The organism is Flexivirga alba (assembly GCF_042661025.1).
GTDB classification, from domain to species: Bacteria; Actinomycetota; Actinomycetes; order Actinomycetales; family Dermatophilaceae; genus Flexivirga; species Flexivirga alba.
Map to the genome: position 1 here is coordinate 991,708 of NZ_JBHSWH010000001.1, position 22,634 is coordinate 1,014,341.

Consider the following 22,634-nt stretch of genomic DNA (forward strand, 5'->3'; position numbering starts at 1 on the left):
ATGGCTGAGCTCAACGCGGAGCAAGCTCGTGCGATCCCCCTAACTACCCGTCCTTTTGGCGAAGTCTCGAAGGGTTACACAGTCTTCCGTGACCGTGACGTACTCGCCGCGAAGATCACACCTTGTTGGGAAAACGGCAAGGTCGGGCAGGCCGAACTTGACCACGCGGTTGGGGTCGGCTCGACCGAGTTCCATGTCGTGCGCCCGACAGAACAGTTGCACGACCGATACCTGCTGCACTTTCTCCGCCAACCTCGAGTGCGGGCCGCAGGCGAGCTCCGCATGACTGGCAGCGGTGGCCAACGACGAGTACCAACGGCGTTCTTCGAAGAACTCGCGATCCCAGTCCCACCCCTCCCCGAGCAGCGCCGCATCGCCGCGATCCTCGACCACGCCGACGCCCTTCGCGCCAAGCGCCGCCAGGTCCTCGCACACCTCGACTCTCTGAGCCAGTCGATCTTCCACGACATATTCGGCGACCTTCGCGCGACGTCCACTGTCGCAGCGGAGGCGTCGAAGATCCGCACCGGACCGTTCGGCAGCCAATTGCTGCACAGCGAGTTCGTGGAAGAGGGAATCGCCGTACTAGGCCTCGACAATGTGGTGGGTAACGAGTTCCGCTGGGCCGAACGTCGCTTCATTACCCCGGTCAAGTACGAAACGTTGAAGCGCTACACAGTGAGCCCGGGCGACGTCCTCATCAGCATCATGGGAACGACGGGGCGGTGCGTGGTGGTTCCAGACGACATTCCGACTGCGATCAACACCAAGCACATCTGTGCAATCACGCCGGAATCCGCGCGTCTCCACCCGACGTTCCTTCGCGGAGCATTCCTCTGGCACCCCGACTCGCTCGCTCACCTGCGACGCCAGACCAAGGGATCGATCATGGACGGGCTCAACATGGGCATCATCAAGGCGATGCCGATACCGATTCTTCCCCTCGCGGCCCAGGAAGTGTTCGCGAAGCGAGTCGAGAGCGTGAACGCGCAGCGCGCCGCCATACAACGTGCTGTCGCGGCAGATGACGAACTCTTCGCATCGCTCCAGTCCCGTGCCTTCAGAGGAGGCTTGTGATGTCGGTGCCGATCTGGGAGCAATACATGGCTCCCTCCTTGCAATACCTCTCCGATGGGGAAGTGCACCGCACTCGAGAGATCGTCGAAGCCGCTGGCGATCTCCTTGATCTCACCGATGCACAGCGGCACATACTCATCCCCTCTGGCCAACAGCAATGGGTCAATCGAGGCAACTGGGCACTGTCGTACCTCGCGCGCGCCGGCGCCACCGAGCGTCCTTCCCGCGGCCGTCACCAGATCACCGAGGTCGGTCGGAAACTGCTGGCAGCGCACCCGGATGGCATTCGGGAGAAGGACCTTCGCGCTCTCTCTGGGATCCCGGACGCACCGAACACATTCAAGGCATTTCCCACAATACGGTCAGCCTCGGACGTGACCGCCAACGCCGAGACGGAGACGACGCTCGACCCGGAGGAGCAGATCGCCTCGGGTGTTGCTCGCATCCATGCCGATGTCGCGGACCAACTCCTCACTCGAATCCTTGAGCAAGAGCCTGTCTTCTTTGAGCAGGCAGTCCTCGATCTACTGATGGCGATGGGTTACGGCGGCGCAGAAGGATCGGCGACGCGCACCCAGCTGTCTAACGACGGCGGCATCGACGGCATCGTCGATCAGGACGCGCTCGGCCTGAGCCGTATCTACGTGCAGGCGAAACGGTATGCGCCGGAAAACCTCGTCGGCCGCCCGGCAATCCAAGGATTCGCGGGTGCACTCGCCGGCAACCAGGCGAACCAGGGCGTCTTCATCACCACCAGTCGCTTCAGTCGCGAAGCAACCATCTTTGCCGAGCAGGTGCCGACCCGGATTGTGCTGATCGACGGAAATCGACTCGCCCGATTGATGATTCGGTACGGCGTCGGTGTCCAGGTCAAGCAGACGATCCAGATCGTCGAGATCGACGAGGACTTCTTCGAGTAGGTCGACCTCAAGGTTCGGACAAGGGCTGCGTCGGTCCACGGTGGCAGGTTTGTCCGCATGAACGAACGGGCGTCTGCCGGCGAGGACAGCGGGGAGGGCTCTGCGCGCTTGCCGGTGACCACCGAATCCGACGCGTCACTCGATCTGGTCGAGCGGGTGTCCGCGTTGATCGGAGAAGCACCGGCTGTCGACCCTCAGATCAGTGATCAACTTCGACGCGAAATACGAGAGGCTCGATCGTCAGCTCTGAGCCGCGGCGCTTTTGTACTTTGCAATGGCTTTCTTTGCCATGGCCGTCATCTGAGTCACGTCGGCGCTGCCAACAACCCCGGCGTCCGCAACGGCGAGCACGACGGGCCCGACCTGCACAAAGACCTCGTCGACCGTGGCGCCCTGGCTGGTCAACTCGACGCCGATGGTGCGGTCCCCGAGCTTGGGCGCAGACATCTGTGCGACCTTCAGCTTCGTGCCGTTATCGGTCATCGAGCAGCCGGCTCGCACTGCTTTGGCGAGCGCATCCTGCTGGGCCGAGGCATCAGCGACCGAGTCGTATTGCCGGACTGTGTGCCCGATCAAGCTCGTAGACGACCGCTGGAAGGTGATGGCTGCGTAGCCGTTCTCTTTGTTCGGCTGCGTGTAGCCACAGAAGTTCTTGTTGGGGTCCGTCCGCTCGGGCTTGTCCGCCGTGTACCCAGCTGGCACGTCATCCAAAGTCAGCAGAGCGTTCACGAGCTTGTCCGACGTCAGCTGCCGGTATGTCGGCGATGCCGCCGCCCGCGACGTGGCGACAACCGATGCGCGGGACTGCGTGCTCGACGTCGCCATTGACTGAGTCGTCGTCGATACCTTGCTGGGTGCAGAAGCGGGAGAACTCCCGCCACAGGCGGCGAGGACAACAAGGGCCGGGGCGAGAACGGCTACGCCAAGCGCGTTTCGCGCCGAGAGTGTCATAGCCGGAGGATGTCAGAACGTGTCTGGTCGGACTCAGGGACCCTCGTAGTTCCTCGCCGGCGAGCGCAGTCGGCGTCCGAGCCGTCATACGTCACGAAAGTATGCATGTGCGCCGAACATGTAAAGAAAACCGAAAAACATTCACACGTTGGGCTGGGTGTTCGGTGGACGAGGCAAGGGGCACCCGGTGCCCGCTCATTTCGCATGGCGAGGACGGCGTCAGTCAGCGGTCGGCCGAACGTAGTAAGCACCGCGTCGCTCACCAACCAGGCGAAGTTCCCCAGCGGCTGTCAGTCGTTTGAGCGCTAGGCGCGCTCGCGATGGACTTGAACTCGACTGTCAGGGGCTCCCCTCCAGCGATCACCTCAGCCAACTCTTCAGGCGTCATCTGACCATAGATATGCATACTTATGGCTATCGCAAGACATTTTGATCGACGACACCATAACCATGCACACCCGGGTCCGCTCGAGACAGCCGCACGAATCCCCACCCGTGGACTCTCCTGAGAGAACCACCGGCGGATGCACATGTTGATAAGTTCATTTCGCCGCTCACATCGGTGATCAACTTCAGGGGAGGCTGCGGATGGCACACCGGCGACAAGGGACGCGGGCATGAGCAACTTCGACTTCGCGAAGTCCAGTCTTCCGACTGTGCATGCCGACTGCGTGCGCGCGGAGTCGTATGTGTCGAGCGACCCGGCCGCGGCGTGCTTCTACAGCCGGCGGGCGATCGAGCAACTGGTGAGCCATCTGTATGACGTGCTCGGTCTGGCCTCGCCATACCAAAGTGACCTCGCGGCGCGCAGCAATGACGCTGCCTTCAAGGCCAAGGTCGGCGTCGGCATCACCCAGAAGCTGAACCTCATCCGCAAGATCGGCAACAAGGCCGCCCACGAGGGCACGCCGATCCCGCAGCAGACCGCGCTGCACGTGCTGCGTGAGCTCTTCCACGTCGTCGTGTTCGCGGCGTTCCACTACAGCGCTGACCCGCAGGGTGTGCCGACCGGCGCGCAGTTCGACCCGAAGCTCGCGGCGAAGCTCACGCCCCTGTCGCGGGAGGAGTTGGTCAAGCTCGCGGCGCAGTTCAAGGCACAGGACGAAGCGCACGCCAAGGCTCTCGCCGAGCGCGACGACCTGGCCGCGGCCAAGGACGCCGAGATTGCCGAGCTTCGGGCGCAGATCGCGGCAGGGCAGGCGGCCAACACCAAGCCCGACGATCACGACTACACCGAGGCCGAGACGCGGCGTGACTACATCGACGAGTTGCTGCACGAGGCAGGCTGGCCGCTGAACGAGCCTCGCGACCGTGAATACCCGGTCACTGGTATGCCGAACGTCGGTGGCGAGGGATTCGTCGACTACGTGCTCTGGGGTGCGGACGGCCTGCCGCTCGCCGTCGTCGAGGCGAAGCGCACCACCAAGAGCCCGCAGATCGGGCAACAGCAAGCCAAGTTGTATGCCGGCTGCCTCGAGAAGCAGTTCGGCCGGCGACCGGTGATCTTCTACAGCAACGGCTACGAGCACTGGATCTGGGACGACGGCGCATTCGGCGAATCCGGTTATGCACCAAGGGGAATCCAGGGCTTCTACACCCGCGCCGAGCTGGAGTTGATGATCCAGCGACGGCATACCCGACTGCCATTGGCCGGCGCAGCTGTCGACCCTGCGATTGTCGAGCGCTACTACCAAACCCGTGCGATCAAGGCGATCGGTGCTTCCTTCGACAAGCGGGAACGCGAGGCACTGCTTGTCATGGCGACCGGCTCGGGCAAGACCCGCACGGTGATCGCGCTCGTCGACCAGTTGATGAAGGCCAATTGGGTGAAACGCGTTCTGTTCCTTGCTGATCGGACCGCGCTCGTCAACCAGGCGGTGGGGGCGTTCAAAGCGCACCTGCCGAGTGTCACGACGGTCAACCTGGTGACCGAGAAGGCGACCGACGGGCGGGTTTATGCCTCGACATACCCGACGATCATGAATCTGATCATCAATGACCCCAGTCGTTTTGGGCCCGGCCACTTCGACCTGGTCGTCATCGATGAGGCGCACCGCTCGGTCTATCAGAAGTATGGCGCGATCTTCGACTGGTTCGACTCACACCTCGTCGGGCTGACTGCGACGCCGAAGGACGAGGTCGATCACAACACCTACCGGCTCTTCCATCTCGAGGACGGCATACCGACCGACGCCTACGGTCTCGACGAAGCCGTCGGCGACGGGTTCCTGGTGCCACCGGTCGGCGTCTCGGTCGGCACCAAGTTCCTGCGGCAAGGCATCGCGTATGACGACCTGACCGACGCTGAGAAGGACGAGTGGGACGCGCTCGACTGGGGTGAGGGCGGCCCACCCGCCGCGGTCGACTCCGAGGAGCTGAACCGGTTCCTCTTCAACGAGGACACCGTCGACAAGGTGCTCGCGACCCTCATGTCCGACGGCCACAAGGTCGCGGGCGGTGACCGGTTGGGCAAGACGATCATCTTCGCCAAGAACCAGCGCCACGCCGAGTTCATCGAGCAGCGTTTCGATCTCGCCTATCCGGAGTATGGCGGCGAGTTCGCCCGGGTGATCACCCACCAGACGACGTACGCACAGAACCTGATCGACAACTTCTCGGTCGCGGAGAAGGCGCCGCACATTGCGATCAGTGTCGACATGCTCGACACCGGCATCGATGTGCCCGACGTCGTCAATCTGGTGTTCTTCAAGGCGATTCGGTCCAAGTCGAAGTTCTGGCAGATGATCGGGCGCGGGACACGGCTGCGTCCGGACCTCTTCGGTCCGGGCGAGGACAAGAAGGATTTCTTCGTCTTCGACTTCTGCGGGAACCTGGAGTTCTTCAGTCAGAATCTGCCCGGTTCGGACGGCTCGCTCCAAAAGTCTTTGACTCAAAGGCTTTTCGAGTCACGGCTCGGTCTGGTGATGGCGCTCGACCATGCCGAATCTGAGGCGGAGCTGCGGACTTCGAATGTCGACTGGCTGCACGAGATCGTCGCGGGGATGAACCTCGACAACTTCCTGGTGCGAGCTCACCGCCGGCAGGTGGAGACGTGGACGGACCGGGCACGGTGGAGCGCGGTGTCGCAGGAGGACGCGGCCGAGGTCCTCGGGCACCTGGCCGGCCTTCCGTCGATGGTGCGAGATTCCGACGAGGCCGCAAAGCGCTTCGACCTGTTGGTGCTGCGCCGTCAGCTCGCCCAGCTCGATGGCGATGCCGTTGCGGCAGAACGGATTCGGGAGACGGTGCAGGCGATCGCGGCCGCGTTGTTGCCGAAGAAGGCAATCCCATCTGTCGCCGCGCAGCTGGAGCTCCTCGATGACGTAGCCGGTGACGAGTGGTGGGTCGACGTGACCCTGCCGATGCTCGAAGTGATGCGGCTGCGAATTCGCGGACTGGTGCGGTTTGTGGAGAAGACGAAGGGAAACCCGGTCTACACCGACTTCGAGGACACTCTCGAAGTCGGCACGATTGTGGATCTGCCGCAGGTCACGTCCGGGATGAACTGGGATCGCTTCCGCGCCAAGGCGCAGGCCTACCTCAAGGAACACGAGGACCACGTTGCGCTGCAGCGGCTACGTCGCAACCGGCAGTTGACGTCCGAGGATCTGGACGCGCTGGCCGCGATGCTCGTGCAGTCCGGCGGCGACCAGCAGGTTGACCTGGCCTGGGTGACCGAACGCGCCGGCGAGCTCGGCCCCTTCATCCGCTCCCTCGTCGGCCTAGACCGCGCCGCCGCCAACGAAGCGTTCGGCGCCTACCTCGATGAGTCGAAGTTCTCCGTGGCCCAGGTCAGGTTCGTCTCACTGATCGTCGACGAACTCACCGCCAACGGCATCATGGAGCCGGCCAGGCTCTACGAGTCCCCGTATGTCGACCACGGGCACGTCGACATGATCTTCCCGACTGACTTCGAGGTCATCGTCAATATTCTGAGGGACGTCAAGGCCCATGCGGTACCTGGCGGGGCTGCCTGACCGTTTCTGGTCGGCAATACGATGCGTCCAAAATGACACCGTAACCAAGAACAGGGAACTCTCCGTCTCCGCATTTATACGAACTACGATCGCGGTGTCAACTTAACCTCCAGAACCCTCAGCCACTTCACGACATTCGCAGCATCGCCTGGGTACAGATTTCGCATGTGTGCGAGACGGTTCCTAATGGGCATAACTTGATCAGCAAAATTTCGCCAGAGAACCGTTTCAAGACCTAAATTCCCAATCTCCGGGCGTGCCTTTAAATCGAGCAACTCACTCAGAGTTAGCCACTCAAGGGGATCTCGGATCAATTTCACCGAGTTGGCCGCCTGATACGTGGATGTCGTTGCGCGGCCCAGAACTCTATCGCTCAGGTCTCCCTGCAAACACTGAGTTCTCCAAGACTTGCCCCAGGCAGCAATGGCCCGGGCGCGAATCGACCGGCGAATCATTCGTTCCAGCTCCCACAAACCACAGGTGACCTCCCCCAGTTGCGACTGCGGCTTAACCTCACCTGCAAGCACATCGGCGAGAGCATCCTTCAATGGGTGCAGGCCATCTGGAAGGTTCCACTTCCTCTCCGCCGCCTGGAGCGATATCAACCCTGCTCCCGCTAAGGCTTCAAGCTCCCTTGCACCAAACGCGGTCAACGCGCTCTCGCCGAACAACATACTGTCAAATATCACGCGGTCAAGAGCGGCACACATTTCTGCACCCAGCTCACCCAGAGCGTCCCTCAACACGTTCGCGACGGAAAGTCCATCGTATTGACACGTCGGCCACTCGCTTGTGTCGTCCATGCCATAAACGGGTCCGCGTGCAAACGTCGCGTCATCGAGCAGCGAGCTTCCTGGCACTGCCGGAAATGCTGCGCGTGGGGCGCGTGCAAGCAGAATATATCGACCGCCGGAATCAATTCCGCGGAATATCCGTTCCCGAAGAGCCCCCATGGACACATCGGCTGCAGGGCGAGTGAGTTCTTCGATACCGTCAACTACAACTATGCGATCGACTACTTCTTCAACCATTGCGAGATACTCCCGTAAGCCGATGACGCTAAACCCGTGAGATGAGAGCGTCCTCCGTGCTGGCTCGTGTGCGGCGCCGAGTTGAAGAAATAGGAGGTTATGCCTCCCGACCTTCTTTCGAAGCAAATCTAACCAGTCGTTATAATCGGGATCATTCACAAGAGCTCCAGCACAACGCTTGTCTCATATGAACCATCGACCTTGTGGATGAGCCCCAGATCTGCAAGCCGACGAACTGCGACATGCTCACTCGTAATTAGCTCGGTAAAGTCAGAAGGGTTTGCCATGAGCAACTCCAGCATGACGGCTTCGGTGCTGTAGTAGCGCTTTATGTGCTGCACCATCTCTTCAATATTTCCTTGAACACGGCTCTTCCAGTCCGTTAGCTCGGTCAATACCGCTGATCGACTCATGACCCGTGAAAAGTCGTTCTTCGGCAGATGGCCGACCACAGCTGAACTGAGGTTGCGATACAGAAACGCATGTCCGCCAGAGGCTTCATGGAGCGCCTCCAATGCACCCGACTCGAACTTGATGCCCATCTTTGCCCCCACCGTCGTCGCGAGATCATCGGCTTCTTCTCGCGTCAATGGCGCAACGTAGACCGACTTCGCCCAGGAAAAGAGCGGATTCGGCCGACCATACAAGCGGCCACCTTCGACAATTGCGCTCGTAAGACCAGATAACACGAATGTGAAGTTTTCGGCCTCTTGCACGAGACTGCGGAGAGCCGCGAGAAACTGCGAGATGCGCGGCATTTCGCCTTCTGCGATATCGACCCTGTCCGAAGGCGTCAAGTACTCGATCTCATCGAGTAGGAGCAGTATTCGGTCACCCTTGCGCGCTAGTCGTTTGAGCAACACGAGCAAGGCTTGTTTCAATTCAACGATTGAGGGATTCTCGCTCAACTCGGAGAGTTCTTGGGTACGTAGTCCATGAGCCTTAAGCTCGGATATTAGACGCCGTCTCAATTCAGCAAGTATGTCGTCAGTTGGATCCTCGGGAGGGGAAGGGAATGTTTCAAGGTCCATCAGCACCGTCACGACCTGATCGTCACGCAACTCCTCCTTGAGTTGCATCAAAATGCTGGTCTTACCGGATTTCCTCAATCCGAAAAGACCAGTGACCTTTTGACTAAATACGTCGTCCCGGAGCGACTGAAGTAAGGTTCGCCGGCCGAAAAAACTTGCCCCATAGACCGGCGTTGTCGCATAGAACAGATCCCTCGCGTAGACGTAGTCGCGAAGCAGGGTAATCAAGGATAGTTCGTCGTGTGGGTCGATCAACAGCGGAATTGCGAGACGCGATGACCTCGACCAATCATTCAGCTTAATACGAAGACGTTGATCAGGAGACCACATGAAAAACGTGTCAGGAGTCACGGAACTATCAGAGCGTGCGATCTCCTTAGCCGCCACCTCGAACGTTCGCACTTGGAGATCTCTGTGCGGACTATAGAACAGCATTACCTCTCGCGTAAATCCAAATCCAGTCTCGATCGCGCCGCTAAATCGCACCAACGCGACTCCGCAGTTTGTGAACCCCTTTTGCTTACACATACCCGCGTAGACCACTTGTGAGCCCAAACTTCGCAATGCGTCAAGATGGTCTCGGAATACTGGAAACTGTTCTCCGAGCCGCTCAATTCGTGAAACCAGAGCCTGGCTATGGGGCAGCGGAACTGCTCCGGAGCGCCAGCCTGTCTGTCTGGGCGCTGGCGCTGCAACTGAATGAGTAGAAGATGCCTTCGGATTCGCCGGATCTACTGCAGCATTCCGGCTTCGATGCGTCGGCGGGCGTGTCTTTTTGGGAGATTCCCCGAATGATGCTCGAACGCGCGCGACGACCGGCGCTTGCAGGAACGATGCCGCTGTCTTTACGAATTCCCCCATATCTTCGAGCTGATCTAGAAGTTGCTTTGATGTCACGCCAAGCTCTTTGGCAAGTTCGTGAACACGCACCTTTGCCACTACTCATACCTGCTTTCTGGATCATGAGGGCGCTCGACGAAGAATGCGCCACCCGCCCGCCAATATCAGGTCAGCGAGTGGTTGCATTTGCGTTGCAACATACTATTTTTGCGGCGTTCGTTTCTGATAGGTAAAATCTAACGTCTCGGGAATCAATCCGCAGTATTTCATTTCGACTCACTTGCTCAGAAATTCTGCGCCATGTTCGTGAATCTTGAGTAGTGCCCCTGGAACGCGACGGTGATCGTGTCAGTGGGGCCGTTACGGTGCTTGGCCACAATCAGGTCGGCTTCACCGGCGCGCTCGGACTCGCGGTCGTAGGAGTCCTCGCGGTGCAGCAGGATCACCATGTCGGCGTCCTGCTCGATCGAGCCGGACTCACGTAGGTCGGACATCTGCGGACGCTTGTCGGTGCGCTGCTCGGGGCCACGGTTGAGCTGCGAGATCGCGATGACCGGCACGTTGATCTCCTTGGCCAGCAGCTTCAGCGCACGGGAGAACTCCGACACCTCCTGCTGGCGCGACTCGACGCGCTTGCCGGACGTCATCAGCTGCAGGTAGTCGATAACCACCAGCTTCAGGTCGTTGCGCTCCTTGAGCCGACGGCACTTGGACCGGATCTCCATCAGCGACATGTTCGGCGAATCGTCAATGAACAGAGGCGCATCCGCCACCTTGCCCATCGTTGTCGCCAGCCGCGTCCAGTCCTCGTCGCGCATCGTGCCCTTGCGCATGTGCTGCAGCTGGATGCCACCCTCCGCGGACAACAGTCGCATCGAGATCTCTGTCTTGCTCATTTCGAGGAGAAGACTGCCGACGCCATACCCGCCTTGATCGAGCACGCGCGAGCTATGTCGAGGCCGATGGTCGAGTTGTGCGTCGGGATCATCGCTTCGCTGGCGAGGTAGAGGTGATCGGCGTGATCGACCTCGACGCACCGCACCGGCACGGACGGCACCGGTCGAACGTCGACGATGAAGACCGAGTTGCGCCGCTGGAACGCGCGAGCCCGGCGTTCCTTGTGCAGCAGCTTCTTGCGGTCGAGCCAGAAGACGTCCTGGTCAGTGGAGAAGGTGAACGTGAACGCCGTGGACGACTTCTCCGACCGGCCGCGGACACTCTTCTCCGACACTCCGAAGCGCAAGCCGAGCGAATGCAGCAGCTCGGCGACGCCATCACGTAGGCGACCGTCGGTCGTGGTGAATTGCACGCAACCCGAGGCTGTCACCGTGCCATCCGTGTCGAGCAGGCCAGCCAGCAGATCCCATCGCTGCGCGGCGCTCGCGCGCAGGTAGCTCGCCGGAATGTGTTTGGCACCGAGCACGCCGATGGTCCGCAGCTGTCCATGCAGCGTGCCGTGATGCTCGCGGCAGGCCTGGCAACGCCGCAGGCCGCTGGACGGTTTCCCGCAGTCGGGACAGGTCGGCGCGATGCGTTCTCCGATGCCCTTCGCCTTGCCGCCGCAACTCTTGCCGCAGGTGCGAACCTCGCTGGTGTGCGGCACGAACTCGGCGCCGCACACAACGCACTGTCGTGCGTCGACCTCGGCCTCAGGCAGCCGCATGGAGTAACGCATGACTGCGGATGTCTTGACGAGTTGCAGCCCCTGGCCCTCCAACAGCGTGACCATCTGGTCGTCAGCGGTGGTGATGGCTGCCGCCGCGGTCGTTCCGTCACCGAGCCACGCGCCGAGCACGTATGGCGCGATCATGAGGTCAGCTTCCGGCAACTCGATCGGCTCGGCCAGGCGCACGCTGTGGTTGAGCCGAGCGTCTGCGGTCCTGGCGCGCACGGACTCAGCGATCTCGAGCGTGGTGCGCACAGCCGGCAAGGTGCGCTGATTGACGATCCGGTTGCGGTGGTCGCGGGCGGCCTGCTCGGAGCGGCGGCTGGCGCGAGTGTCGGTCAGCCACTGGTGCTGCTCATCGGCGACGATGACCGTGCCGTCGGAGAACTCGACCTCGTAGCACGGGCGCTCGGTCATCACCTCGGTCGCCGCGACGACCTTCGTGGTGGTGCCGTCGGCGGCGATCAACTGGTCGCCGACCGCGACTTCGCCCATCGTGGTCCAGCCGGTCGGCGTCGGCAGCGGCGTGTCCAGCGCGAGCGCCTTACCCACTGCAGGCCTCGCCGCGATGACAATCATCTGACCGGGGTGCAAACCGTTGGTGAGATTGTCGAGATCGGTGAATCCCGTTGGCACACCGGTCATTTGGCCGTTGGTGCTGCTGGCGGCGTCGATCTCGTCGGCGGTCTCGGCGATGATGTCGCCGAGCCGGACGTAGTCCTCGGCCTCCTTGCCGGCGGTGACTCCGAAGACCTCGGCCTGGGCGGCGTTGATGACGTCGACGACGTCGCCACCGCCATCGGCATACCCCATCTGCACGATGCGGGTGCCGGCGGTGACCAGGCGACGCAGCACGGCGCGCTCGGCGACGATCTCGGCGTAGTAGCCGGCGTTGGCGGCGGTCGGAACGCCCTGGATCAGCTCGTGCAGGTAGGCCTGCCCGCCGATGCGGCTCAGCTCGCCGCGCTTGGTCAGCTCGTCGGCGACGGTGATCGCGTCGGCCGGCTCGCCGCGGCCGTAGAGGTCGATGATGGCTTCGTAGATCGACTCGTGCGCCGGGCGGTAGAAGTCACGCCCGTCGACGGCCTCGGCGGCATCCGCGATCGCATCCTTGGACAGCAACATGCTGCCGAGCACCGACTGCTCGGCGGGCACATCCTGCGGCGGAACCAGACCGCCCCCGCGGCCACCCTCGTCGGTGTAATCCGGGGAAGCTCAGCAATCGCCACGCACGCTCTCCTTGCCACCGTTTTCGAACATGTGTCAACTGCACCACGAGGGTGTGACAGTGAGATCAAACTGGGGTGCGTGACACGCGAAGAGGCCACGCTAGGCGCCTTCCGGGCGCCCCGCAAACCCCTGGCGTTTGCCCTGCGGACAACTTGTGGAGAACGTGTGGACATGTGCCGTATGACGTGTGCACGCCCTGGGGACAACGCTGTGGATATCTTCTGACGCCTACACCCTGCAGGGCTCTGACCTGCAGGGATGTGCCCTTCGCGCTGTGCACAAGAAATAGTTTGAGCGTTCATGTGACGTGAGTTACCCACAGGCTCACGAGTGCGGTGCGCTGTCAAGGGTGTGGTTGTACCGGGTTCGGTAAAGGTATCGCCAAGGGATGGTCTCGGGCTGCCCAACAACAGCTCCCCGACGTCACCGATCTTGACGGACACCCGCTGTGACGGGCGCCGGTTCTACCTCGAACTTCGAGACGAGTCGAGGCCGGAATCAGCAGCCGGATCTCACGTTCCGAGTGCCGGGGACGTCTTCGTGGTGTCGGTGTCCTATCCGGGCCACCGAGACGAATGACTCGCACGAGAGGGCATCACAGATGACTTTGCAGGACGACAACAAGGCCGTCGTCGGCCGCTGGTTCACCGAGTTCTGGGGGACCGACTTCAAGGCCGGCGCCATCGACGAGCTGGCCGCACCGGACATCCGGTTCGAGTACTCGCTGCACCAGCCGCTGCGCGGCCGCGACCAGGTTCGAGACTTCGCGACGATGTTCCGCGCCGCGTTCCCCGACCTCGGATTCGAGGGCACCGCCGACCTGATCGCCGAGGGCGACTATGTCGTCGGGCAATGGATCGGCGGGGGACCCACACCGGTCCCGCGTTCGATGAACTGCCGATCGGGCAACTGCCCGCCGGGTCCGGCAAGGCGATGCGCTTCACCGGCACCACCGTGCTGAGGGTCGAAAACGGCCTGATCACAGAGGAACTCGGCCTCGACGACGGCGTGTCCGTGCTTCAGCAGCTGGGCATCATCCCTTCGGCGTAGCTCACCCGGGGCGACGGACCAGTTCGGCTACGCGCCCGTTCTCGTCATACGTATGGCGGAGACATCGTATGGTCCGCCGTCCCGGTCCGCCCGCCGGGTTCTGCCGACCTCACGTGCCGCCGTTTCGACAGGTCTACCGATCGCCAGTCATCAAGAACTTCCACTCCGGAGGCGAAGCAACCATGGACCAAGAACAGTTCGATAGAGCACCTGTCGAGCTGGTGACCTGCCCCGAGTGCGGCAACGTCGCCTCCATCGAATGGGAAGCACGCAACGGTGGGCTGCTGCACGCGAAACTGCGATGCATCGACCGGCACTGGTTCCTGATGCCAGCCGAAGGGATCACCTGCTATGGCACCGACAGCCCTTACTCGGGCGCAATGCGGCAAGCCGTAGCTACCGAACGAGACGGCCAGTTGCCTCGAGTACCTGGATGGGTTGGACCGGACCGGTGATTGTCGCGGTGCCGGGTAGGTCGGTGAAGGTGCCACCGTCGACCGCGAACTGGCCGCCGTAGACCGTGGTGACCGATGCGCTGACCGTGCCCCGCTTCAGGTAGGTGTGTTTGACGTCGCCATTGGGGTATCCGCCACCGCGGGACTCCGTCGGTCCGACTGATGAGCCGTCGCCGAAGTGGAACGTATTCGACTTGAGGATCGGCTTGATCTGGACCTTGTGGCCCAGCAGTGTCACGGTGCGTATCTCATCGGGGCCGTAGCCCGCGCCGGAGAAGTCGGCCGTGAAGTAGTTGGGGAGGTTGACCAGGGTCCGGTTGCCCACCGGCTCCATCATTGCCTTGGGCTTGACAAAGGGAGTGATCGCGAACTGTGCCTGGACCATGGCAACTGTGAGCTCGGGCTTGGACTTAGCGTTGGGAACCGATTTGGGCCAGCACGTCGGGTTTTCCACAAGGTGCCATGGTTCCCGATCTTTATTTGGCGTTACCGGTCGGTAGAATATGCGGCTCAGCGGGCCTTCACCATCAGTCACCTCAGCGCAAATAGTATATACTCCAGGGCAAGATGTGAACTTGTCGGGACTGTCATTTGCCGGACACGCCAAGGTTGTTCCGTATTCGAGTTTGACTACCTTGGTTACCGTCTTACCCTTTTCCTCATAGGTGGCTTTCCCCTTGTCTGGCAGTCGTGCCGTCTCCGCCTTGGTAAGTCCAACATAGATCTTCTCGTTCACACTGCACGTAACGCACGGCAGCGGCGGCCCACTACCTTCTGCCTTCGCATCGCCCCCTGAACAGACAACGCCAATGCGGATGCCACACCAGCAATTGCGACCGCTCGCCTACTCATGTTGAAGATCCTCGACGGCCCAACCGCGCCCGGCTGTCCAATTTAAGAGCACAACGCTTGTTGACGTGGGAGTTGGTGTCTTTCCTAAGACTTTGCCCGTCGAGTCAACCATCCGCGCTGGGTTCTGAGTCAACCGGACAAAGACGTGGTAACCGCCTCCTGGGACGGCTGTTTCTCGTAAGGTTTTGTATTTCATCTGGTCGTCAATGAAGTGTTGACCATTCTTGCGCATGCCGGACGCATCGCCTTCGAAGTCGAGGCAGGCAGTGCATGAAGACTTGTAAAGTCCATGAATGGCATCGTTGGCGGGCTTGCGATACAGGATGTTGACACGCGAATAGAAATATTCAGCAAATGCCTTCGCCCCGGCATTCGTGTGCTGCCTGGCGGGCCCGGGAACGCCAGGAGCACCTGCTGCTGTGCCGCTGGACGTGGGAGTCGGTGAAGTGGAGGCGGGGGCGAGCTCGCGGTCGATGTCTGCGGCGGTGTCGGCTCGCCGGACGCGATGCCCTTCGTCGAAGACGATGCCGTCGACGACGCGCCACCACCGCCTGATCCGCCGCATCCTGCTGCCGCCAGAACGGCGAGCATCGTCGCAGTGGCGCCCATGACACGTGTCCTGCGCATCAGTAGAACCCTCCCCTGTGAAAAACCTGAGTGCCGCGATTATGCGCGAGCCGGAACGCCGATGGCGAGGCATCTTCTTAAAGTTTTGGTCAAGAAGAGCCGGGAGCCCGGCATACCCAACCCAGGGATCATGCCAAATCCCACCGTCCGGACGCAGAAGTTATCCACAGGTTGCTGGTTTCGATACGCTCCCCGCTGCGCTCCGCCGCTACTCAACCCGCATGAGCCTCCGCTTCGCTCCCCCGGCTCCCCTTCGTGACGCCCGCTCGTACCTCACGGGCTCCTCAGGGCGACGCTCGGCCACCTTGGTCGACATACAGAAGCGGCCACGGTCACTCGTTGAGTGACCGTGGCCGCGTGGAGCGGATCTGGAATCAGCGCAACGTGCCGTAGTTCGTCGGCGTCATCCAGATGGTCTGCAACTTGACCACGTCACCGGGGACGGGCGCCGCGATCATCATTCCCGGGCTGACATAGATACCCACGTGATAGGCCGGCGAGCCGAAGAAGACCAGGTCGCCCGGTTGCGGGGCGGTGGTCGTCTTCATGTACGCCTGCTGCTGGCTGGCCGTCCGGGGGATGTAGAGACCGGCCTGCTTGTAGACGTATGACGTGAGACCCGAGCAGTCGAAGCCCTGTGACGGTGTGGAGCCGCCCCAGACATACGGAACACCCAGATACTTCTGGGCGATCGAAACGACTGCGGACAGGCCCTCACCGGTCGACGGCGGGGGTGGCGGAGTCGGCGTCGGGTCGGTGCCGCACGGGAAGCCGCCCAGCGCGTTCCAAGTCATCGGACCGATGATGCCGTCCGCGACCAGGCCCTTGCTGCTCTGGAACGACTTCACCCGGGACAACGTGCCGGCGCCGAAGACGCCGTCGACCGCGATCCCCCCAACTTGCCCTGGGCGCTCGATACGTACGAGCCGGTGGCGCCATACCGAAGCACGGAGACCTTGCACGACGGTGGCGGTGTGGGTGGCGGTGTGGGTTTCGGTGTGGGTGGCGTCGGCGTCGGCGTTGAACCCGGGAAGCCACCGAGGGCCGTCCAGGTCAACGGACCGACGATGCCGTCAGCAACGAGGCGATGCGCGCTTTGGAAGGTTTTGACCTTCGCCAGCGTGCGTGTCCCGAAGATGCCGTCGGCCGTCAGTCCGCCCAGCCGCTGCTGCACAGTTCTGACGTAGCTGCCTGTTGATCCGTAGCGCACGGTAACCACGGTGGTCGGCGAGGCGGCACGTACGCCGCTCGTCGCTGCGCTGCTGCGCTGCCCTGACGCACCGCTCGTGCCGCTGCCGGGATCGGCATACGACGGAGCGGCCTGCACGAGGCTGGCAGCGGTGGCCGGGACGCTCAGCAGCGTTCCAGTCACCACCAACCCCTTGCGGGAGGTGATCGCCGGGGCGACCTTGGCAGACAGCCCAGGCCGTGGTTTGCGATGTCTCGGAGTAGTGATCGTGGCCATGTGACCCTCTCGGTGCTCGTTCAGTCCAGAAACGCGCAAGGGGATGCCACGTGTGCCGTGGCATACCCCGATTTCGCCTTACTCCTTCCCCGAAGAAGGCGCTGCACGAGCACTGACTATGCCGGTGCCACTACGTCTGTGAAAGACGCGATTCCTGGGCACGGATGGGCCCAGGTGATCAATGTGACTGGTGTGATTCAAGTGAATTGGCGGGGCTGGCGGAGCTGAAGTGGTCTAGTGTTGCAATTTCAACGAAACGGCCGTTGAATGACATGCGTGTAACACGCAAACGCCGAAATCGCTTCGAACGACACGCCGAATCGAAAGTTTTTCTCCGCAGTCTCACACTTTGAGACAACTACCGGATCGTGACCTCGATACGCCCCGCTCGGCCACCTCAGGGCGGTCGCCGCTGCGCCTGGTCGTGCGCCCCGCCTCCACGGCTGACCCGCATCCTGCCAGACGTTCGACAGCCGCGGGTGGGCGACCGCATCCGGCTTGCCGCGCGGCCCGTTCGGGCGTCATACAGCTGCCAGGTAGCGCAGCGAAGAGCCCCGCCGACCACGAGGGCCAACGGGGCTTATCGGAGTGCGCTGAGGCGCTTTGCTCAGGCGCGGCCGTAGTAGGGGCTGCCCCAAACGCTCTGCACGTGGACCACGGTGCCGGGACGGCTCGCAGCGATCATCTTGCCGTTACCGAGGTAGATGCCCGCGTGGTATGCCGGGTAGCCCCAGAACATCAGGTCGCCCGGACGCGGGCTGGAGACGCGGGTTGCACGGGCCGCCTGTGCCGATGCCGTGCGCGGGATGCTCTTGCCGGCCTGGCGGTATACGTACTGGGTGAAACCCGAGCAGTCGAAGCCGGACCGCGACGCGCCGCCATAGCGGTATGGCGTGCCACGCAGGCTCATCGCGATCGACACGATGGAGGAGGAATTGCTCGAGGTCGGAGCCGGCTTCCGAGCCGGCTTCGGCGCCGTGTAGCCGCCCAGGGCACGCCAGGTGATCGGGCCGACGATGCCGTCGGCGACGAGGCGGTGAGCGCGCTGGAACGACTTGACCTTCGTGTTGGTGCGCGGGCCGAAGATGCCGTCGGCGGCGAGGCCGCCGACCTTGCGCTGAACGGTCTTGACCGCAGTGCCACGGGAGCCGTAGCGGACGGTCGGACCAACGTAGACACGTGCGGCGACGTGACCGATGGCCGGAGCATTACCGGCGGCCTGCACGGCGCTTGCCTGCACCATGCCGGTGCTGGGAGCCGCGGAGGCGGTCTCCATACCAACCAGCGGTACGACGACGGCGCCGGCTGCAGCAACTGCCACGCCTCGGCGACCGACCTTGTTCAGAACTTTCGGCTCACGCTTCAGGTGACGCGGGGAGTACGAACCCATGAATCAAGGGACCCTTCAAAATGGACTGCAATGACAAAGCGGGTGCGGGCGTCGTTGCCCCGGGACCAATCGCCCCACCCACGTTGTGCGTCTCGACTCCCCGAAGCCGGTGGCACGGTCATTGACTATGACGCATCGGAAGGCCTCCCCAAAGTCGTTCCGAGATATCTGTGGACAACCGTTCAGTCGGCGAAGCGGGACCTGTGCCGGTCACATCCGGTCGCGGGCCGTGATCATTCCGTGATATTCCCCGTCGTTGCGCGGTTCGCTCCGTTTCGCGCGGAACCGGCTCAACGCCACATCCGTCACACGAGCTGCATTCCTGGGTGAGACGCGGCTGTCTCACATTCCGAGATGTGATTCACCTTCGCGTCAACTCCGGCCTCGTGACCTGTATCGCGCGCGGCGCCCCGTACCCTGAACGACGTGCCTGCCAGTTCCCCGTCGCAGCAGAGTGCCGCGCCGGTCTCGACACATCGGCAGATCCTCGCGCTGGCGGTCCCCGCGTTCCTCGCGCTCGTCGCCGAACCGCTCTTCCTGCTGGCCGACTCGGCGATCATCGGCCACCTCGGCACCGACCAGCTCGCCGGCCTCGGAGTCGCCAGTGCCGCGCTGCTGACGGCTGCCAACATCTACGTCTTCCTGGCCTACGGCACCACCGCTCTGGTCGCACGCCGACTCGGCGCGGGACAGGACGCGGCGGCCGTCGGCGCCGGCGTCGACGGCATCTGGTTGTCGCTGCTGCTGGGCGCCGTCACGACGGTGGTGGTCGCGATCTTCGCGGCGCCGATCTGTGACGTCTTCGGCGCCTCACCCGCGGTCGCCGACGAAGCCACCACCTACCTGCGGATCAGCGCGTTCGGCATACCCGGAATGCTCGCCGTACTCGCCGCGACCGGCGTGCTGCGCGGCTTCCAGGACACCCGCACACCGCTGATCGGTGCCACCACCGGCTTCGCGGCGAACCTGGTGCTCAACATCGTGTTCGTGTATGGCGCGGGCCTCGGCATCGCCGGCTCCGCACTCGGCACCGTGATCGCCCAATCCGGTTTGGCCGCAGGGCTTCTCGCGGTCGTGCTGCGTCGGGCCAGACGTCTCGGCACCAGCCTGCGACCGCACCCGGGGCGAGTGCTGGCCGTCGCCCGGTTCGGCGTTCCGCTGCTGGTGCGGACCCTCGCCCTGCGCGCCGCGATGCTGGCCAGCACCTGGGTGGCCGCCGACCTCGGCGACGTGCCGCTGGCCGCCCACCAGGTCGCGATGACGATCTTCGGCTTCCTGGCTTTCGCTCTCGACGCGCTGGCCATCGCCGCCCAGGCGATCACCGGCCGCACCCTCGGGGCACGCGATCTGGCCGGCACGCGCGCCGCGACCCGGCTGATGCTCTGGTGGGGCTTCTGGATGGGCGTCGCGCTCGGCGCCATCATCGCCGCCGTCCACACCGTGCTGCCGCTGTTGTTCACCGGCGACGGGTCGGTCCGGGACGCGCTCTCGGTCGCGCTGCTGGTGGTCGCCCTCGGGCAGCCGCTCGCCGGTCTGGTCTTCGTGCTCGACGGCGTGCTGATCGGCGCCGGCGACGGCCCTGCGCTCGCCTGGCTGCAGGTGGCGGCGCTCGCGGCATACCTGCCGTTGTTGTGGCTGGTGCACGCGCACGCCGCGGCCCTCCGCGCCGGCGGCCCGAGTCATGCGCTGCTGATGCTGTGGTGGGCGTTCACCGGGTTCATGATCTTCCGGCTGATCGGCCTCGGGCTGCGTGCCCGGTCCGGCCGGTGGATGGTGACCGGCGCCTCAGCTGGGCGCTGGCTCTCCGGCTAGGGCTGCGGGGTGCAGCTGCGGCTGCGGGCTGCGGCTGCGGGCCCGTCCCGGAGATCCGGCCGCCACAACTGGCGACCGTTGCCGGTTATGTACGCGCAGACCCGAGGATCCGGTTTCGAACCGGCGACCGTCGCCGGTTATGTACGCCGCACCGCGCACGACTCGAACTGGGGAGAGCTGTGCACGCCCCGGCCCGGCATACCCGCTCACGACTCGACACTGGGGAGACCTATGCACGCCCCGGCCCGGATAACCGAGCACGACTCGACACTGGGGAGACCTATGCACACCGGACTCCCGTATGACGGACCACCGGCGCCACCCACAACCGCATACGAAAAGCCGGCCACCCCGAAGGGATGACCGGCTCTGTCGTGCTGAGTCAGCGAGACGTCACTTGGCAGCGACGACGTCCAGCTTCACGGTGGCCTCGACCTCCGGGTGCAGCTTGACGCTGACCTGGTGGTTGCCGAGGTTGCGGATCGGCGTCGCGACCTGAACGGTACGGCGGTCGATCGAGCCGACGCCAGAAGCCTTGACCGCGTCAGCGATCTCGGCGGTGGTGACCGCACCGAAGAGACGACCGGACGCACCGGCGCGCGCAGGAACCTGCACGACCGAGGACTCCAGGTTGCCCTTCAGCGACTTGGCCTGCTCCAGCGACTGCACCGCACGGGTGGCCCGCGCCTTGGTGATCGCGTCGACCTGCTTCTGGCCGCCCTTGGTCCACGGCGTGGCCAGGTGGCGCGGCAGGAGGTAGTTACGGGCGTAGCCGTCCTTGACCTCGACCACGTCACCAGGAGCGCCGAGAGTGGCGACCTCATGGGTCAGGATGATCTTCATAACGTTGTTCCTTCTATGACAAGCGTTCCCCACAGGCTCGGGGTCCCCGCGAAGTATCGGAGCGAGGAACGAGCGGAGAACTTCGTGGGGTGAGTCTTAGCGCGCCGACGACGAGTAGGGCAGCAGGGCCATCTCGCGGGCGTTCTTGACCGCAGTGGCGATCAGCCGCTGCTCCTGCACGGTGACGCCGGTGACCCGACGTGCGCGGATCTTGCCACGGTCGCTGATGAACTTGCGCAGCAACGCAACGTCCTTGTAGTCGATCGTCTCGACCTTCGCCAACTTCAGTGGGTTGGCCTTCTTCTTGACCTTACGAATGACGGGCTTAGCCATCGTGGTGCTCTCCTTCTTCATCGAGAGCCCGAGTCGAAACTCGGGATGGGGTGGATCTTTGTTGTATGGCGGTCTCGATACGGCACTCGCCTAGCGGCTCGCACCTACTCGACCCGCTTTAGAAAGGTGGTTCGTCGTATGACGGGCCGGTGCTCCAGCCGCCACCCTGTTGGCCGCCGGCAGGCTGCTGCGGAGCCGGTTGAGCCCCGCCCTGCTGGCCGCCGGTCGCCCAGGGGTCGGACTGCTGTCCGCCACCGGGAGCGCCCTGCGGGCCGCCGGAGTTGCCGCCGAAGCCGCCACCTTGCTGGCCACCGCCGCCGAAACCACCCTGGCCACCGCCTCCGCCGCCGCGCTGGGTCTTGTTGACCTTCGCGGTTGCGTAACGCAGGGACGGGCCGACCTCGTCGACGTCGAGCTCCATGGTGGTGCGCTTCTGACCGGTCTCCTTGTCGTCCCACGAACGGGACTTCAAGCGACCGGACACGATCACGCGTGCACCGCGGGTCAGCGACTCGGCGACGTTCTCGGCCGCCTCCCGCCATACCGAGCAGCGCATGAACAGCGTTTCGCCGTCCTTCCACTCATTGGTCTGCCGATCCATGAATCGCGGCGTCGACGCAACGGTGAAGTTGGCGACGGCTGCCCCGGACGGCGTGAACCGCAACTCCGGGTCCTGGGTCAGGTTGCCGATGACTGTGATGACGGTGTCGCCTGCGGCCATGTCGGAACTCCCTTGCTAGGTGTCGAGCCTCAGGCGTCCACGCGCAGCAGCTTGGTGCGCATGATCTGCTCGTTGAGCGACAGCTGGCGGTCGAGCTCCTTGGCGGTAGCCGACTCGACAGTCATCGTCACAACGGCGTAGATGCCTTCGGACTTCTTCTTGATGTCGTATGCAAGGCGGCGACGACCCCAGATTTCGGTGTTGTCGACCTTGCCGCCATCGGTGGTCACGACCTTGAGCAACTTGTCCAGCGTGGGCTGGACTGTGCGCTCGTCGAGCTCGGGGTCGATGATGATCATCAATTCGTACTGACGCATGCGTTAACCCACCTCCTTCGGTCTCAAGCGGTCACGGTGTCTCCGT

At 63.1% G+C, this 22,634-nt stretch carries 17 protein-coding genes and 1 pseudogene; 5 read left to right on the forward strand and 13 right to left on the reverse strand.

All coding sequences use genetic code 11. From position 1 onward, the window contains the following. Both ACFQDH_RS04895 and ACFQDH_RS04900 read left to right on the forward strand, forming a co-directional pair. Positions 1-1,077, forward strand: coding sequence for a restriction endonuclease subunit S (locus tag ACFQDH_RS04895; protein ID WP_382404808.1), 1,077 nt, complete (start codon positions 1-3; stop codon positions 1,075-1,077). Next, complete coding sequence (locus ACFQDH_RS04900; RefSeq protein ID WP_382399028.1) at positions 1,077-1,997, forward strand: restriction endonuclease; 921 nt, start codon at positions 1,077-1,079, stop codon at positions 1,995-1,997. Before ACFQDH_RS04895 ends, ACFQDH_RS04900 begins: the two co-directional genes overlap by 1 nt. Before the next feature lie 240 nt (positions 1,998-2,237). Here ACFQDH_RS04900 and ACFQDH_RS04905 read toward each other — a convergent pair whose 3' ends face one another. After that, entirely contained in the window at positions 2,238-2,822 is a 585-nt protein-coding gene (locus tag ACFQDH_RS04905) for a hypothetical protein (protein ID WP_382399030.1), read from the reverse strand. A 743-nt stretch (positions 2,823-3,565) separates the two neighbouring features. On the opposite strand from ACFQDH_RS04905, the gene ACFQDH_RS04910 reads away from it, so the two are divergent. After that, positions 3,566-6,925, forward strand: a complete 3,360-nt coding sequence (locus ACFQDH_RS04910; protein WP_382399032.1) for a DEAD/DEAH box helicase family protein — start codon at positions 3,566-3,568, stop codon at positions 6,923-6,925. 83 nt (positions 6,926-7,008) lie between these two features. Here the strand turns inward: ACFQDH_RS04910 and ACFQDH_RS04915 are convergent, their stop codons facing one another. The 3 genes and pseudogenes from ACFQDH_RS04915 to dnaB all read right to left on the reverse strand — a co-directional run bounded on the left by ACFQDH_RS04915 (position 7,009) and on the right by dnaB (position 12,666). Continuing rightward, a complete protein-coding gene (locus tag ACFQDH_RS04915) occupies positions 7,009-8,115 on the reverse strand; it encodes a hypothetical protein (RefSeq protein WP_382399034.1) in 1,107 nt (368 codons plus the stop codon). Next, positions 8,112-9,926 carry a translation initiation factor IF-2 N-terminal domain-containing protein gene (locus ACFQDH_RS04920; RefSeq protein ID WP_382399036.1) on the reverse strand — a complete coding sequence of 605 codons (1,815 nt, stop codon included), beginning with the start codon at positions 9,924-9,926 and terminating at the stop codon, positions 8,112-8,114. Before ACFQDH_RS04920 ends, ACFQDH_RS04915 begins: the two co-directional genes overlap by 4 nt. A 185-nt stretch (positions 9,927-10,111) precedes the next feature. Continuing rightward, a pseudogene (gene dnaB, locus ACFQDH_RS04925) lies at positions 10,112-12,666 on the reverse strand (replicative DNA helicase). 658 nt (positions 12,667-13,324) lie between these two features. On the opposite strand from dnaB, the gene ACFQDH_RS04930 reads away from it, so the two are divergent. Further along, positions 13,325-13,684 (forward strand): ester cyclase, encoded by a 360-nt coding sequence (locus tag ACFQDH_RS04930; RefSeq protein WP_382399038.1) that lies wholly within the window; start codon positions 13,325-13,327, stop codon positions 13,682-13,684. Positions 13,685-14,169: 485 nt separating this feature from the next. Here the strand turns inward: ACFQDH_RS04930 and ACFQDH_RS04935 are convergent, their stop codons facing one another. From ACFQDH_RS04935 to ACFQDH_RS04955, 5 genes are all read right to left on the reverse strand, one after another. After that, positions 14,170-14,613: a hypothetical protein gene (locus ACFQDH_RS04935; protein WP_382399040.1), complete on the reverse strand. Its 444-nt coding sequence runs from the start codon at positions 14,611-14,613 to the stop codon at positions 14,170-14,172. 459 nt (positions 14,614-15,072) lie between these two features. Beyond that, entirely contained in the window at positions 15,073-15,645 is a 573-nt protein-coding gene (locus ACFQDH_RS04940; protein ID WP_382399042.1) for a DUF6318 family protein, read from the reverse strand. Between the two features lie 436 nt (positions 15,646-16,081). Then, on the reverse strand, positions 16,082-16,555 hold the full coding sequence (locus ACFQDH_RS04945; RefSeq protein ID WP_382399044.1) for a C40 family peptidase: 474 nt from the start codon (positions 16,553-16,555) through the stop codon (positions 16,082-16,084). Continuing rightward, positions 16,552-17,172, reverse strand: a complete 621-nt coding sequence (locus ACFQDH_RS04950; RefSeq protein ID WP_382399046.1) for a peptidoglycan-binding domain-containing protein — start codon at positions 17,170-17,172, stop codon at positions 16,552-16,554. The genes ACFQDH_RS04945 and ACFQDH_RS04950 overlap by 4 nt, the downstream gene beginning before the upstream one ends. 607 nt (positions 17,173-17,779) lie before the next feature. Further along, on the reverse strand, positions 17,780-18,562 hold the full coding sequence (locus tag ACFQDH_RS04955) for a C40 family peptidase (protein ID WP_382399048.1): 783 nt from the start codon (positions 18,560-18,562) through the stop codon (positions 17,780-17,782). A 426-nt stretch (positions 18,563-18,988) separates the two neighbouring features. Between ACFQDH_RS04955 and ACFQDH_RS04960 the strand changes: the two genes are divergently transcribed. Further along, on the forward strand, positions 18,989-20,374 hold the full coding sequence (locus tag ACFQDH_RS04960) for an MATE family efflux transporter (RefSeq protein WP_382399050.1): 1,386 nt from the start codon (positions 18,989-18,991) through the stop codon (positions 20,372-20,374). 393 nt (positions 20,375-20,767) lie between these two features. Here the strand turns inward: ACFQDH_RS04960 and rplI are convergent, their stop codons facing one another. The 4 genes from rplI to rpsF form a co-directional block, all read right to left on the reverse strand. Then, a complete protein-coding gene (gene rplI, locus ACFQDH_RS04965) occupies positions 20,768-21,217 on the reverse strand; it encodes a 50S ribosomal protein L9 (protein ID WP_382399052.1) in 450 nt (149 codons plus the stop codon). A gap of 96 nt (positions 21,218-21,313) precedes the next feature. Beyond that, a complete protein-coding gene (gene rpsR / locus ACFQDH_RS04970; protein ID WP_382399054.1) occupies positions 21,314-21,550 on the reverse strand; it encodes a 30S ribosomal protein S18 in 237 nt (78 codons plus the stop codon). Between the two features lie 118 nt (positions 21,551-21,668). Continuing rightward, positions 21,669-22,271 (reverse strand): single-stranded DNA-binding protein, encoded by a 603-nt coding sequence (locus tag ACFQDH_RS04975; protein ID WP_382399056.1) that lies wholly within the window; start codon positions 22,269-22,271, stop codon positions 21,669-21,671. 29 nt (positions 22,272-22,300) lie between these two features. Then, on the reverse strand, positions 22,301-22,588 hold the full coding sequence (rpsF, locus tag ACFQDH_RS04980; RefSeq protein WP_382399058.1) for a 30S ribosomal protein S6: 288 nt from the start codon (positions 22,586-22,588) through the stop codon (positions 22,301-22,303). Between the last annotated feature and the right edge of the window lie 46 nt (positions 22,589-22,634).

Excerpts from the sequence above, each read along its gene's own strand:
- rpsF (WP_382399058.1), bottom strand. The coding sequence starts at position 22,588 with ATGCGTCAGTACGAATTGATGATCATCATCGACCCCGAGCTCGACGAG.
- rplI (WP_382399052.1), bottom strand. The coding sequence starts at position 21,217 with ATGAAGATCATCCTGACCCATGAGGTCGCCACTCTCGGCGCTCCTGGT.
- ACFQDH_RS04930 (WP_382399038.1), top strand. The coding sequence starts at position 13,325 with ATGACTTTGCAGGACGACAACAAGGCCGTCGTCGGCCGCTGGTTCACC.
- ACFQDH_RS04975 (WP_382399056.1), bottom strand. The coding sequence starts at position 22,271 with ATGGCCGCAGGCGACACCGTCATCACAGTCATCGGCAACCTGACCCAG.
- ACFQDH_RS04935 (WP_382399040.1), bottom strand. The coding sequence starts at position 14,613 with ATGGTCCAGGCACAGTTCGCGATCACTCCCTTTGTCAAGCCCAAGGCA.
- ACFQDH_RS04905 (WP_382399030.1), bottom strand. The coding sequence starts at position 2,822 with ATGGCGACGTCGAGCACGCAGTCCCGCGCATCGGTTGTCGCCACGTCG.
- ACFQDH_RS04955 (WP_382399048.1), bottom strand. The coding sequence starts at position 18,562 with ATGGGTTCGTACTCCCCGCGTCACCTGAAGCGTGAGCCGAAAGTTCTG.
- ACFQDH_RS04950 (WP_382399046.1), bottom strand. The coding sequence starts at position 17,172 with ATGGCCACGATCACTACTCCGAGACATCGCAAACCACGGCCTGGGCTG.
- ACFQDH_RS04900 (WP_382399028.1), top strand. The coding sequence starts at position 1,077 with ATGTCGGTGCCGATCTGGGAGCAATACATGGCTCCCTCCTTGCAATAC.
- ACFQDH_RS04895 (WP_382404808.1), top strand. The coding sequence starts at position 1 with ATGGCTGAGCTCAACGCGGAGCAAGCTCGTGCGATCCCCCTAACTACC.
- rpsR (WP_382399054.1), bottom strand. The coding sequence starts at position 21,550 with ATGGCTAAGCCCGTCATTCGTAAGGTCAAGAAGAAGGCCAACCCACTG.
- ACFQDH_RS04910 (WP_382399032.1), top strand. The coding sequence starts at position 3,566 with ATGAGCAACTTCGACTTCGCGAAGTCCAGTCTTCCGACTGTGCATGCC.
- ACFQDH_RS04940 (WP_382399042.1), bottom strand. The coding sequence starts at position 15,645 with ATGCGGCGGATCAGGCGGTGGTGGCGCGTCGTCGACGGCATCGTCTTC.